The sequence below is a fragment of the Shewanella mytili genome (assembly GCF_046765975.1).
GTDB classification, from domain to species: Bacteria; Pseudomonadota; Gammaproteobacteria; order Enterobacterales; family Shewanellaceae; genus Shewanella; species Shewanella mytili.
Genome location: NZ_JBKOUD010000002.1, coordinates 256497 through 270337, shown reverse-complemented (window position 1 = coordinate 270337; position 13841 = coordinate 256497). Strand labels below are relative to the sequence as shown.

Below are 13841 nucleotides of genomic sequence, written 5' to 3'. Positions count from 1 at the left end.
GTTGCCGTTAAAACAGGTTACTGTTCAACAGGCGGTGCACCACAATGCTGGCGATATAGCCCAGTGCAATCACCGGTGTCCAGCGCAGATGGGCGCCAAAGGTGTAAATGCCACGGGCTTGCCCCATCAGCGCCACCCCGGCGGCACTCCCGATGGACAGCAGGCTGCCCCCCACACCGGCGGTCATGGTGACCAGCAACCATTGGCCGTCGGACATGGCCGGATTCATGGTCAACACGGCAAACATCACCGGAATGTTGTCCACAATGGATGACAACACCCCAACGGCAACGTTGGCATAGGTGGGATCCCAATGGCCGTACATGGCTTCTGATGCCATGGACAGATAGCCAATAAAGCCAAGGCCGCCCACACACATGATCACGCCATAGAAAAACAGCAGGGTATCCCATTCCGCCCGGGCAATGCGGGAGAACACATCAAAGGGCACCATTTCTCCCACGTTGGCCAAGCGGCGTGCATCATGGGCCATTTCGGCTTCTTTACGGATGCGGGCCACTGACTTGTCAAAGTTGTGGCGCAGGTAGAAGCCAAAGCATTGCAGCAGCCCAAGACCGGTCATCATCCCCAGTACCGGCGGCATGCCCATGAAAGAGTGGGCACAAACGGCCAGGGTGATGGTGAACAGGAACAAGGCCACAATGCGGCGGGCACCGGGTTTCATATGCACTTTTTCCACCATGGCATCACTGCCGTGATTGGAAATGAAGAAACTCATGATCACCGCAGGCACCAGGAAGTTGACCAGCGACGGAATGAACAGCGCAAAGAATTCGGTAAACTCAATCACCCCTTTTTGCCATACCATTAACGTTGTGATGTCGCCAAACGGGCTGAACGCGCCGCCGGCATTGGCAGCAACCACAATGTTAATGCAGGCAACGGTGATAAAGCGCTTATCGTCTCCGGCCATTTTCATCACCACGGCGCACATCAGCAACGCGGTGGTAAGGTTGTCGGCGATGGGTGAAATAAAGAAGGCCAGAAAACCGGTAATCCAGAACACCTGTCGCAAGGTAAAACCTTTACCCACCATCCAGGCGCGCAGGGCATCAAACAGCCGGCGCTCCTCCATGGCATTGATATAGGTCATGGCGGCCAGCAAGAACAGGAACAGCTCGGCATATTCTTGCAGGTCTTCCTTGAACACGGTTTCTGCCATATGGGGCATGCCGTGTTGGGTGTATACAAATCCGATAACACCCCAGATAAGACCCGCGGCCACAATCACGGGTTTGGATTTTCGAATGTGCAGTTTCTCTTCCATCATCACCATGACATACGCCAGGACGAAAATAGCCACTGCAAAATAACCTACACCAGATTGGGTCAGTGATAACTGTGCCTCAGCTTCAGTACCTGCCAATACGGCGGGAGAAACCATGGCCAGCAAGCACGCCAGAACGGCTGCAGGTCCTCGGTACATATGCTTCAACTTCATTTTTAGCTCTCATTAAGGAAGGGATTTTTTTATTAGAAACTACCATAGTCCCGGAGCCGGCATGATGGGAGATCAGCAAACATCTGGTAACTCGGCATAGCCGATAATCTGACATCTGGCTATGCGATCAACTGTTTTTTGTTGTCATAATTCCATGCTGGGACTGGGATCACAAAGGCACCCGAAGGTGCCTTTTGATTGATCACAAAACAAGCACGCAAATCAGAATGAGTACAACAATGTCATGTTGGTTTCTGTATCGGTACTGTTTTTATCATCCAGTGGATCGCTGTTGTAACGCACAATCACGGCAAATTTCATCGACAGGGCGCCGATAATGTTTGCGGTAATGGAAGTTTCGGAACGAGCGTCCAGTGTATCACCATAATCGGCCACCAGCATCTGCTGGAATTTGGATGTTTCACTGATGCCCAGTTCATATTTCAGCACACCGTGCGCCACCCAGTTGGACTCGGAGGTGTAGCCCAAATCCTGCTGCTGTTCATTGTCCAGGCGACGATACTGGTAGCCGGGACCGAACTCACCGTCCAGAAAACTGTTATTGCCCTGATACAGGCGATAACCGTAACCGGCCGCGGTATTGAATTTGTAGTCATAACCGGTGAATGGGTCAACTTCATAGGCACCGGTGGCAAACATGTAGCTGCGATCGCCAAAACGGTAGTTGCCCTGCACACTGCCCAGATAACGCTTGGCAGTCACCACTTTGGTATCGTCCTTATAAAGACCTTCAAGCAGATACAGGTTTTCCCAGTTGCCCAGTTCATGTTTCATGGCCAGGCGCCCTTTTACCGAAGTGGTCTGGGTATTACCAGTGGTTACGGTTGCCCCTAACTCCGCGTCACCGGCGAAGGTGTCATCGCCCTTCACAAAGTCGGAGGCCGCCTGGGTGCAGGGGGCAATAGCCAACAACGCTGCTATTCCGAGCAGTGATTTCATATGATTCTCCAATTACAAAGCAGATATATAGCCGTTAAAAATCGGCCGGATCTTAACACTCCGAGACAAAAAATGTGAAGTAAACGGCATTTTTCTGCCTGCTGTTAATATTTGGTAAGCGTACGGTAAAAGGTTGTCACTTCTCATGGCCAGCAACCCGCCCAAGCAAGGCCAACCCATTACTCATGCCCCGAGGATGTTACCGATATAACCTGTAAAAAAGCCCCGCCGGGATACGCCGTTGCGGGGCTTGTCTGCCATAGGCTGTCAGACGTTAGTGAGTGATCACCATTTCATCCAGCAGGTTATCGGCATGATCCAGATACTTCATCACCCACAGCATGTAGCGGCTGTCCACATGGATGGAGCGATTGATGTTGTCATCGTAGTTCCAGTCACCGATGATGCTTTCATAAACCCCGTCAAACAGCAGTCCCACCAGTTCGGCGCGGCCATTGAGGGTGGGTGAGCCAGAGTTGCCGCCAGTGGTATCCACGGTTGAGAGGAAATTCACCGGTACGGAATCCAGGGATTTCACATAGAAATCGCCGTAAGCCTTATCCTTGATGAGTTTCAGCTCGGCTTTGGGCGCATCAAACGGCTCCACGCCAGTGTCTTTCTGGCTGATCCCCTGCAAACGGGTAAACGGCACGGCATACAAACCGTCTTTAGGGGAGTAACCCTTCACATTGCCGTAGGTTACCCGCAGGCTGGAGTTGGCATCCGCATACACGGGTTTGCCCAGGCTGTGGTAATAGGCAATGATGGCCGCCATATACTGGGGACGAACCTTCATCAGCTGTCCGCCCAGCTGTTTATCCGCCTCCCGCAACTGGCGCTTGGTGTCGTACATGGCCACCGCAAAGCGGATCATCGGATCCTTGGCGTTTTCAAAATCGGCTACGGATTTTTCCAGCCAGCCAAGACGCACGCTTTTGTCTGCCAGTTGGGTGGCGGCATACATCTTGTCCAATTGCTGCTGCAGTTTTTTCACATCCAGCTGGTTACCGATGGCGAAAAACTTGTCCAGTGCCGGCAAGCGCTGCCCTGTGGGCAAGGCTGCATAGCGTTTCAGCAGTTCCAGGGTCATGGCTTTATCCACGCCGGCATCGTAACGCCGGTCAATACGTTCCAGACTGGAAGTAAAGCGGTTCATGTCCCGCTGCTGGTAGCCGGGTTCCCGTTCCATGTCGGGCAGTTGTTTTTCATGGGCCAGACGCAACAAGCGCTCGGCGGTGGGCAGCATGGTGGTGTAACCCAGATAGCCCAAAATCAGATCCCGCTGCTGATGCTCTTGCCCCTGTTTCACCAGGGTGTCGAGCTGCTGCAATACCTTACCGTACTGCTGCTGGCGCTGTTTGTCGGCATCAATCCATTGGTTCAGGGCGGTTGCCTGGGCCTTTTTGTCGCTCAGCATGGTGGATTTGCCATAAAACTCAATCATGGAGGTGAAGTTTTTGGCGTAGTTGGCAAGCCCGGCTAGGGTGCTTTCGTACTTGATGCGGGCTTCGCTGCCCTCTTTGGAGGTATCACGGATGATATTGATCAGCGTTTCCCGCATCTCTTTGGCGGCGGGATAGTAATACTCAAACTGGTTTTCCACTTCTTCGGCAGTGCGATAACGGTTGGTGCGCCCGGGGTAACCGGCAACCATCACAAAATCACCGTCGCTCACGCCTTTTGCCGACACTTTCAGGAAGCTTTTTGGCTGGTAGGGCACGTTGTCTTTGCTGTAATCCGCCGGCTGGCCGTTTTTGCCCACATAGGCGCGATAGAAGGAGAAATCACCGGTATGGCGAGGCCACATCCAGTTATCAATGTCGCCGCCGTATTTGCCCACGCTCAGCGCCGGGTTATACACCAGACGGACATCGCGGATTTCCAGCTGTTTCACCAGATAATATTCCAGCCCGCCATGAAAACTGTACACCTGGCAACGATAACCGTCTGCCTGTTCACACTCGGCCACCATGCTTTTTTCCGCCATTTCCACCGCTTGGTAAAAATCGGCACCCTCCCGTTTGGCGGTATGCTGGTTCACCTTGTCGGTCACATTGGTGACAGACTCGGTCACATAAACCCTGGAGCCTGGTGCGGCTGGCAGCTCTTCCTGTATGGAATGAGCCAAAAAGCCGTCCTGCAACAGGTTTTTTTCCGCTGTAGAGTTGTACTGCACCGAGCCGTAGGCGCAGTGATGGTTAGTCACCACCAGCCCTTTTGGCGAAACAAAAGATGCGGTACAGCCCCCAAGGCTGATAACCGCATTCATGGGAAATTCGGTGAGTTTTGAGATGGATTCCGGCTTGATTTCCAGTCCTTTGGCTTTCAGCACATCCGCCATCGCCGGTAGCTGGTAAGGTTGCCACATCCCCTCATCTGCATGGGCGGCAAAGCTGGCAAGCACAGCACCAGCGATAAGTAATTTTCGCATGAGTTTCAGTTCCTTTGGATAAAGTTTCATCGTTACCCGGATACAAAACAAAAAAGTCGGGCTAGGCCCGACTCTAACACAAACATAACAGTACCGCCGCCTTCTGAAAAACTCTCTTACAAGGCACTGCATCTGGAAAAACTCGCTTACAAACTCGCGAAAGCCCGCTCCCGTTAAATGGCCACGTACAGTTGGGCGCCAATAATCGCCCCGCCCAATAGCAACAGCAATCCCAGGGTGAAATTCCCCCCGGCAACCTGATAGCCATCATGCCGCTCAGCCCGCTGTTTAAGGGCAATCAGTACCGGCAAAAATACGGTAATCACCACCAATGGCACGGCGGCAAAACCCAGTAGGGCAATAAATCCCTCGGGCACAAACAACGCACAGACCAGCGGTGGCATAAAGGTCAGCAACCAGGTTTGTATCCGGCCACTGACAGTATTGCTGGCGCGGATAAGCTCGGCGTTGAAATCAAACAGGCTCATGGTTACCCCAAGGAACGAGGTGACAAGCGCCAAATCGGCAAAGAGGCCAATCACCTTGCTGATGAGCGGCTGGGAAGATATTTCCTGCAACGCGCTGATGAGTCTGGATAAAGAGCCGTTAAAACCGGCAATGGCCTCGCCGCCTACCGTGCCCAGCGTCACCAATAACCACAATACGTAGCAAAACAGGGGAATGGTGGAGCCGATTAGCAACACCCGGCGTAACGTGGGCACATCACCGTCCAGATACCGCACCAGTGTGGCAATGCACACATGAAAGCCAAAAGAGGTGACCACCACCGGAATGGCGCTTAGCCATACGGCGGTCAGGGAGTTGGTGGCGGCCCGCTGCGCCAGGGCATCAAGGCTGACCTCCGGCAACAGGAACACCAGCACCAATGCCAGCAACACTATCATGGTCGAAAACAGCGCCCGGGAGATTTTATCAATCCAGTGCACGCCCAGCGCGGCAAATCCGCCCAGCACAAAGGTAAACAGCAATACCGCCGTTTGATTGCTCAGCTCAATGTCAAACCAGGCCTTGGCTTTCAGCGCCAACAGATCCGCACCACCGGTAAGATAGGCAGCCGTGAGGGCAAACAACAGACTGAGAAAAGACAGGCTCTGCACAATCTGCCCTTTGCTCCCCAGGGATTTGCCGGTAATAAGGTGCAGATTGTCGCCAATGCCTGAGCGCAGATTCACTTCCAGCATCAGCAGGGCGGTATAGGCCGAAATAGCCCAAACCACCAGCATCAGCAACAAGGCCGGGATTAACCCCATGGCGGCGGTAGCCAGTGGCAGCGCCAACATGCCCGCACCGATAGCGGTGCCGGCAACGATTGCAATCGATCCAACTATTTTGAGATTCACGCAATAGATCCTGTCTGTCGTTGTTATTTTTCTGTCGGCCGGATTTTCCACAATGAACAGCAGGTACGCAGGTAGAGTACGTGGAACAGCAATCAGATATGCGGATGCAGTTTCCGAAAAATCGACACGCTTTTGACAGTATCAGAGCTGTTTGCCCCGGGCAAGAACAGATTTACTATTAAAATCTCAAAAAATATCCGCAATTATACAAATAATCTGCAATTGGCAGTTGAGGCTGACTTTTGGCTGGCTATAATGGGCACCTCTCTAGTTCTCGGGGGAGTAGCCGACTCGCAGCATGCGGGAGCATTCATCAACAAACTTGGCCACATGCCATGGTGAATGCAGCAAGTATTCCTTGCCTGGCAAGACCTGAGCACAGCGCACCATTTTACAAGGGTGAATGGCGTGTTGTGCCCGGTTGCCCATCACCCTGAGGAATCACGTTTGGAAGCGCTTTTCACTTCTGCCCTTACGGTTTGCATCGCTGAAATAGGTGACAAGACCCAACTGCTGGCGCTGTTGCTGGCGGCCCGTTTCAGACAAAAAACCGCCATCATCACCGGGATTTTACTCTCCACCCTGGCCAATCATCTGTTGGCGGCCTGGCTGGGGCATTGGACCATCGCCTGGCTGACCCCCACCATGGCACGCTATCTGATTGCCGCCAGTTTTTTTGCCATTGCCTTATGGATGCTGGTGCCGGACAAAGCCGATGATGAAGACAGCCGTTTTTACCGTTACGGGCCGTTTCTGGCGACTTTCGTGCTGTTTTTTCTGGCGGAGATGGGGGATAAAACCCAGATTTCCACTGTGGTGCTGGCGGCCAAGTTCCAGGCGCTGACCTTAGTGGTGCTGGGCACCACACTGGGAATTTTGCTGGCCAATGTGCCGGTGGTCATGGCAGGTTCCATGGGCGGCGGCAAGCTGCCAGTGCGGCTTATCCAGCGCATTTGCGCCCTGCTGTTTTCACTGTTGGGCCTTGCAACCCTGTTGTGGTATTGATGGGTGAAAAACCGTTGCCCCATGTGGCACACGCCAGCATGGGGCAACATTGCTTACGCCTGTAACTGACGTTTTACCCGTGCACCGTAATCCGCATCGGCCTTGGTGAAGTGGGCAATCATCCGCTGCTGCACATCATCACTGGCCTGTTTCAGGGTGCCACAGATATTGCTGATGAGCCGCGTTTTTTCCTCTTCACTGAACAGGCGGTACAGGTTACCGGCCTGGGTGTAATCGTCCTGATCATAACGGCTGTAGCGGTCGGCTTCCCCGGCCAGGCGCAACGGCGGCTCGCGGAATTCACTGGCATCCTGCAGGGCATTCGCACTGGAGTTGGGCCCGTAGTTGGCACTGCCATCGGCACCGCTCTGGCTATGGTGATACGGACACTGGGTGCCCGCCATGGCCCCGGCGCGCTGATGATGGTTAGCGCTGGTGGCATGGGGGCAGTTTACCGGCAACTGATTGTAGTTGGCGCCCACCCGGTAACGCTGCGCATCGGCATAGGCAAACAAGCGGGCCTGCAGCATTTTATCCGGTGAAGCGCCAATGCCGGGCACCATGTTGCTGGGGGCAAACGCGGCCTGCTCCACTTCGGCAAAGTAGTTTTGCGGCAAGCGGTTCAGCTCTAAAATACCCACTTCAATCAGGGGATAATCCTTGTGCGGCCACACCTTGGTCAAATCAAACGGGTTGATATGGTAATCATTGGCATCCGCTTCCGGCATGATTTGCACCTGCAGTTTCCAGCGGGGGAAATTGGCATCGCCAATGGCGGCCACCATGTCCCGCTGGGCATGATCCGGGTCAATGCCTTTGATGATGGCGGCCTGATCTTCGGTGAGATTGGCAATGCCCTGCTCGCTCTTGAAATGGAACTTCACCCAGAAACGTTCTCCCTTGGCATTCCACAGTGAATAGGTGTGCGAGCCATAACCGTGCATTTGCCGGTAGTTGGCGGGGATCCCGCGGTCTGACATCAGCACGGTGACCTGATGCATGGATTCAGGATTGAGCGCCCAGAAGTCCCACATGGCCTGGGGATCTTTGAGGTTGGTGTGAGGGTTGCGTTTTTGGGTATGGATAAAGTCGGGGAATTTGATGCCGTCACGCAGGAAAAACGTCGGGGTGTTATTGCCCACAATGTCATGGTTGCCCCGCTCAGTGTAAAAGCGCACCGCAAACCCGCGAGGGTCACGCTCGGCATCGGCAGAGCCGGCCTCGCCGCCCACGGTGGAAAAACGCACGAACACTTCAGTTTGCTTGCCCGCACCGCTAAAGTGGTCGGCAATGGTGTACTGGCTGAGATCCTGGGTCAGGGTAAAGGTACCGTATACGCCGGTGCCTTTGGCATGCACGATACGCTCAGGAATGCGCTCCCGGTTAAAGTGCGCCAGTTTTTCAATCAGGTGAAAATCCTGTAACAACAGCGGGCCACGCTCACCGGCTGACAGCGAATTTTGATCATCTGCCACGGGGGCACCGTTTTGGCTGGTTATGTAATGCTGGGTCATCTTGTGCTCCTTACGATTTCTTCTGGTGTAACCAAAGTTCAATCAAGTCAACGATTGTGGCCATGTTGCACTCCTTAAACAGAGGGTCGGTACTCAGGCGTTGGATTGATGATAGGCAAAGCCAAAAAATCATTAAAGCGATTAAAATGAATTACAATGATTCATAAAAAGGATTAAAAATGGCACAGGCAACACCACAACACCTGCACGCTGACCCAGTAAGGTTAGTCGGCAAACGCGCCGCTGCACGACGACATGATGAATTGCCACAGCCAGAAATAACAAAAGCAGCCGAATGCTGCTTTTGACAAGTACGCCAAGCGGTATTTACAGCGCGTTTTTACTGTCCGGGCGGCGCACCACGGCAGCGGTCATCCGGGAGATGCAGGTCAGATCCCCGGCGGCATTGTAAATGCGGATATCCCATACGGAGGTGCGTTTGCCCAAATGAAACGGCTTGGCCACCGCCTTGATTTCACCATTGCGGGCAGCACGGATATGGTTGGCGTTAATCTCCTGGCCCACACAGTAAAAGTGATCAAAATCCACCGCAAAATTGGCGGCATAACTGGCAACGGTTTCTGCCAATACCACATTGGCCCCGCCATGAACCATACCGATGGGGTTGTGAATGGCCGGTGATGCCGGCATGGTGGCCACCAGATAATCCTCGCCGATTTCGGTGATTTTAATCCCCAGGGTTTGCATCAACGTGCCTTTGCCGCCAAGGCCGCCATCCAGCCGGGCACAGTCTTCAAGCGTGATCTCTTTAAACCAGATACTCATATGTTGTCATTTCCTTATAGGCTGCCATCAGACAGTGTAACCCTCTGGGCCGGCGCGAACATCACCCATTTGGCTAATTGACGATCGTGCAGCGACGATAACGTCCACAGTGCGCAAATGGCGCCAATCAGGGCCAGCAGCATGTCGGACTGGGTATCCCACACATACCCCTGGGTGCCCAAAAATGCCTCGGCGCCATCTTCGGTCAATACCGCCGCCCACCACTCAATCAGTTCATACAGTGCAGAGAGTGCCAGCGCAAAGCAGCCACACAGGAAATGACACCAGCCACCTGCTTGCAACACCCGATTGCGCAACAGGATTTCCCGGGCAATCATCGCCGGCACGAACCCTTGGGCAAAATGCCCCAGTTTGTCGTAGTTATTGCGGCTCCATCCCAGCCATTCGGCCAGCCAGTCAAATAACGGCACCTGGGCATAGGTATAATGGGCGCCCACCAGCAGCACCCAGCAGTGCAGCAAAATCAGCACATATAACAGGGGCGTTAACGGAAATTTCCAGCGGCACCAAGCCAACAACGGCAAGGCCAGCAATGCGGGCGTGGCTTCCATCCACCAGGTGATCCCGTCATGGGGTTGCCAGGCCGACCACACCAACACGCTGGCATACAGCGCCAGCCAAATCAGCAGATTTTTCAATATCAGCCCCAATTTGCAGATTGTTCACGATCTAAAATAAACACTTTAGCCGTCCAGACCTCCACACCAACTCAAAAAGGTGCTAACGTGGGTGACAGCTGGGGGCAGCTTAACACACTACCTTTTGTTCACTAACAGAATCACATATTGAGGGGTACCGATACTATGGCGAAACATTCGCTGGACAAGGATAAAATTAAGATCCTGTTGTTGGAAGGCGTGCATCAATCAGCCTTAGACGTGTTGAAAAATTCCGGTTATAACAATATTGAATACCACAAGGGATCGTTATCCGGCGATGAACTGATTGAAGCTATTAAAGACGCGCATTTTGTCGGCCTGCGCTCCCGCACCCAGCTGACCAAAGAAGTGCTGGATAAAGCGGAAAAACTGGTGGGTGTGGGCTGTTTCTGCATCGGTACCAACCAGGTTGACCTGAAAGCCGCCGAATTGCTGGGTATTCCCGTATTCAACGCCCCCTTCTCCAACACCCGCAGCGTGGCCGAACTGGTGATTGGCGAAATCATCATGCTGATGCGCGGCGTGCCGCAGCGCAACATGTCCGCCCATCAAGGCGGTTGGCTCAAGAGTGCCAAGGGCAGTTATGAAGTCCGAGGCAAAACCCTGGGGGTCATCGGTTACGGCCACATTGGTACCCAGCTTGGCATTCTGGCAGAAACCCTGGGGATGCGAGTGGTGTTCTACGATATCGAAGACAAACTGCCACTGGGCAATGCCCATCAACTGCGTTTTATGAACGAACTGCTGGCCCAGGCGGATGTGGTGAGTTTACACGTGCCAGAAACCCCGCAAACCAAACTGATGTTCGGTGCCGCCCAGATTGAAGCCATGCGTCCAGGCAGCTTCCTCATCAACGCCTCCCGCGGTACGGTCGTGGACATTGATGCACTGGCTGCAGCGCTGGAAGCCAAACATCTGGCTGGGGCGGCCATTGACGTATTCCCGGTAGAGCCAAAATCAAACGATGACGAATTCCAAACACCGCTACGGGGTTTTGACAATGTGATCCTGACCCCTCACGTGGGTGGCAGCACCGAAGAGGCCCAGGAAAACATCGGCATTGAAGTGGCCGGCAAACTGGCCAAATACTCCGATAACGGCTCCACGGTCACTGCGGTCAACTTCCCCGAAGTTTCCCTGCCGCAACAGCATGGCACCTCTCGCCTGCTGCACATTCACCGCAACCGTCCGGGGATTTTGCTGAAAATCAACCAGGCGTTTTCAGAAAAAGGCATCAATATTGGCGGTCAGTACCTGCAAACCACGGCCAATATCGGTTACGTGGTAATGGAAGTGCATACCGATCAGGCCGCTGAGGCCCTGGAAGAGCTGAAACACATTGAGGGCACCATCCGTACCCGTTTGCTGTATTGAGCACTGTGTCTTGAGTTGTTTAAAGGGTGCCGTCTTGGCGCCCTTTTTATTTACGCAAAATCCGTTACAATCGACTCACTTTTGATGCTGTTAATTTCAGGATGATCCTATGAGTATCGCAGCTCCCCAACTTTCCTGGGCACCCGACGCCCCCCTTCCGGCACTATTGATCTCCCCCCTCTCCCATCTGGGCCTGATGCAGGTGACCGGCGAGCAAAACCGCAGCTTCCTGCACGGACAGATCACCGCCGATGTCAATGCCCTTGATGCCAACCGCTGGTGCTGGGGCGCTCATTGTGATCCCAAAGGCAAGATGCTGTCGGCATTCCGTTTGTTTGCCATTGCCGATAGCATGATGCTGCTCATGCCAAAAGAGCTGCTCAGCAGTGACTTGCCGGAATTTCGCAAATATGCCGTGTTCAGCAAGGCTGAGCTTGACGATGTGTCAGCCCAGTGGACCATCCTCGGTATTACCGGCACGGGTGCTGCCGACTGGCTGCATGGCCAGTTCCCCCAATTCAACCGTGAGCAGCCACTGTGCCAGCTCGAGCAAGGCGTCATCCTCAATGACGGTGAGCGTTTTCTGTTGATATTGCCAACCCAGGCCGCTGCCGAACGGGTGCAGGAGATGCCGCTTTACCATCACAGTGCCTGGCAGGCACTGGAAATCCTGGCAGGGTATCCGGGGCTTGATGCCGCCCATCAGGGGCAATTTGTGCCACAGATGTGCAACCTGCAAGCACTGGATGGCATCAGCTTTACCAAAGGCTGTTACATGGGGCAGGAAACCGTCGCCCGCATGAAATACCGTGGCGGCAACAAACGCGCCCTGTATATCCTGAAAGGCCACTGCAGTGCCAACGTGACCCCGGCATCCACATTGGAGCTGGCCATGGAGGAAGGGTTCCGCCCTCAAGGCACCATTGTGGAAGCCGTGCAAAATGGTGACCAGCTGCTGCTAAGCGCCGTATTGCCCAACGATACACCCGCAGATGCCCGCTTTCGCATTGCTGACGATCCCCAAAGCCTGTTAGCCCTGCAGCCGCTGCCTTACACATTAGAAAACGCCTGACATTTAGCACATGGCAGATAACAGCAAGGGCACCCCAGGGTGCCCTTGATGTTGTGCCGTCCGAAAGAGATGCCAGCCATCCTGCGTCCGGATTAATCCTCTATTACCTTGCCGTGGCTATTGCCATGCATGTCACCATGATTGCCGGTTTCCGGATACTGATCCCGAATGGCAATCACCTGATCCAGAATTTCCCGAAAATGCGTCACCAGCTGCGGGTCAAAATGCCGGCCAGACTGCGCTTCAATGTAGGCCATGGCTTGCTCCGGGCTCCAGGCTTTTTTATACGGCCGGATGGAGGTCAGAGCGTCAAATACATCGGCAATCGCCACAATGCGCCCCTCCAGCGGAATTTGTTCCCCTGCCAGACCGTGGGGATAACCCGAACCGTCCCATTTCTCATGGTGGGTCAGTGCAATACTGCGGGACAGTTTCATTAACGGATCGGGATATTCACCGATGATTTCCACGCCAAATTCCACATGGCATTTCATCATGCTCCATTCGTTATCATCCAGTTTGGCAGGCTTGCGCAGCACCGCATCCGGAATGCCGATTTTGCCGATATCATGCATGGGGGCGGCGTTATACAGCAGATCGCAAAAACGCTCCGGCAAGCCCATTTTCACGGCCAGCATGCGAGCGTAATTGCTCATGCGGATAACGTGCAGGCCGGTTTCGTTGTCTTTGTATTCCGCAGCCCGGCCCAGACGGCGGATAATTTCCAGCCGGGTTTCCCTGAGCTGCCGGGTGCGCTCCTGCACCTGATGCTCCAGCAGGCGTTTTTGGTTATACAGTGCCAGATGATTTTTCACTCTGGCCTGCACAATGGGCGCACTCACGGGTTTTGTGATGTAATCCACCGCTCCCAATTGAAAACCCAAGGTTTCATCCGCGTCTTCAGAAAGCGCGGTGACAAAAATGATCGGCACATGGCTGGTGAGCGGGTCCTGCTTGAGCTCGCGGCACACATCATAGCCGTTCATGCCCGGCATCATCACATCCAGCAAAATCAGATCCGGCAAATGGCGTCTGGCAACCTCCAGGGCCCTGGGGCCGTCAATGGCCACCCGCAACTTGTAGTCATCGCCCAAAATCCCCACCAGAATGTCGATGTTTTCCGGTGTGTCGTCCACTACCAAAATGGTTGCCTGTTCCATTCATCCCCCTCTCCAACATTTGGGCACCCGTTACAC

Annotated in this window: 11 protein-coding genes and 1 riboswitch; of the genes, 3 read left to right on the top strand and 8 right to left on the bottom strand. The window is 54.0% G+C overall.

Going from position 1 to position 13841, the window contains the following annotated elements; all coding sequences use genetic code 11:
* Positions 1–7: 7 nt before the first annotated feature.
* The 4 genes from nhaD to ACIDEJ_RS03910 all read right to left on the bottom strand — a co-directional run bounded on the left by nhaD (position 8) and on the right by ACIDEJ_RS03910 (position 6214).
* Complete coding sequence (gene nhaD / locus ACIDEJ_RS03925) at positions 8–1462, bottom strand: sodium:proton antiporter NhaD (RefSeq protein ID WP_411986791.1); 1455 nt, start codon at positions 1460–1462, stop codon at positions 8–10.
* A gap of 222 nt (positions 1463–1684) precedes the next feature.
* The gene (locus ACIDEJ_RS03920) at positions 1685–2422 is read right to left on the bottom strand and encodes a DUF481 domain-containing protein (protein ID WP_411986790.1); all 738 of its coding nucleotides are present in this window, start codon (positions 2420–2422) and stop codon (positions 1685–1687) included.
* 274 nt (positions 2423–2696) lie between these two features.
* Positions 2697–4853: a S46 family peptidase gene (locus ACIDEJ_RS03915; RefSeq protein WP_411986789.1), complete on the bottom strand. Its 2157-nt coding sequence runs from the start codon at positions 4851–4853 to the stop codon at positions 2697–2699.
* 173 nt (positions 4854–5026) lie between these two features.
* The gene (locus ACIDEJ_RS03910; RefSeq protein WP_411986788.1) at positions 5027–6214 is read right to left on the bottom strand and encodes an amino acid permease; all 1188 of its coding nucleotides are present in this window, start codon (positions 6212–6214) and stop codon (positions 5027–5029) included.
* 265 nt (positions 6215–6479) lie between these two features.
* Positions 6480–6578, top strand: a riboswitch (yybP-ykoY riboswitch).
* A gap of 83 nt (positions 6579–6661) precedes the next feature.
* Here ACIDEJ_RS03910 and ACIDEJ_RS03905 point away from each other — a divergent pair.
* Positions 6662–7219 carry a TMEM165/GDT1 family protein gene (locus ACIDEJ_RS03905; protein ID WP_411986787.1) on the top strand — a complete coding sequence of 186 codons (558 nt, stop codon included), beginning with the start codon at positions 6662–6664 and terminating at the stop codon, positions 7217–7219.
* 53 nt (positions 7220–7272) lie between these two features.
* On the opposite strand, the gene katB is transcribed toward ACIDEJ_RS03905, so the two are convergent.
* From katB to ACIDEJ_RS03890, 3 genes are all read right to left on the bottom strand, one after another.
* On the bottom strand, positions 7273–8733 hold the full coding sequence (gene katB, locus ACIDEJ_RS03900) for a catalase KatB (protein ID WP_411986786.1): 1461 nt from the start codon (positions 8731–8733) through the stop codon (positions 7273–7275).
* Positions 8734–9060: 327 nt separating this feature from the next.
* Entirely contained in the window at positions 9061–9519 is a 459-nt protein-coding gene (locus tag ACIDEJ_RS03895; RefSeq protein WP_411986785.1) for a PaaI family thioesterase, read from the bottom strand.
* A 14-nt stretch (positions 9520–9533) separates the two neighbouring features.
* A complete protein-coding gene (locus ACIDEJ_RS03890) occupies positions 9534–10178 on the bottom strand; it encodes a DUF2238 domain-containing protein (RefSeq protein ID WP_411986784.1) in 645 nt (214 codons plus the stop codon).
* A 165-nt stretch (positions 10179–10343) separates the two neighbouring features.
* On the opposite strand from ACIDEJ_RS03890, the gene serA reads away from it, so the two are divergent.
* On the top strand, positions 10344–11573 hold the full coding sequence (gene serA, locus ACIDEJ_RS03885) for a phosphoglycerate dehydrogenase (RefSeq protein WP_411986783.1): 1230 nt from the start codon (positions 10344–10346) through the stop codon (positions 11571–11573).
* Between the two features lie 109 nt (positions 11574–11682).
* Complete coding sequence (gene ygfZ / locus ACIDEJ_RS03880) at positions 11683–12645, top strand: tRNA-modifying protein YgfZ (protein WP_411986782.1); 963 nt, start codon at positions 11683–11685, stop codon at positions 12643–12645.
* A gap of 92 nt (positions 12646–12737) precedes the next feature.
* On the opposite strand, the gene ACIDEJ_RS03875 is transcribed toward ygfZ, so the two are convergent.
* Positions 12738–13805, bottom strand: coding sequence for an HD-GYP domain-containing protein (locus ACIDEJ_RS03875; RefSeq protein WP_411986781.1), 1068 nt, complete (start codon positions 13803–13805; stop codon positions 12738–12740).
* Between the last annotated feature and the right edge of the window lie 36 nt (positions 13806–13841).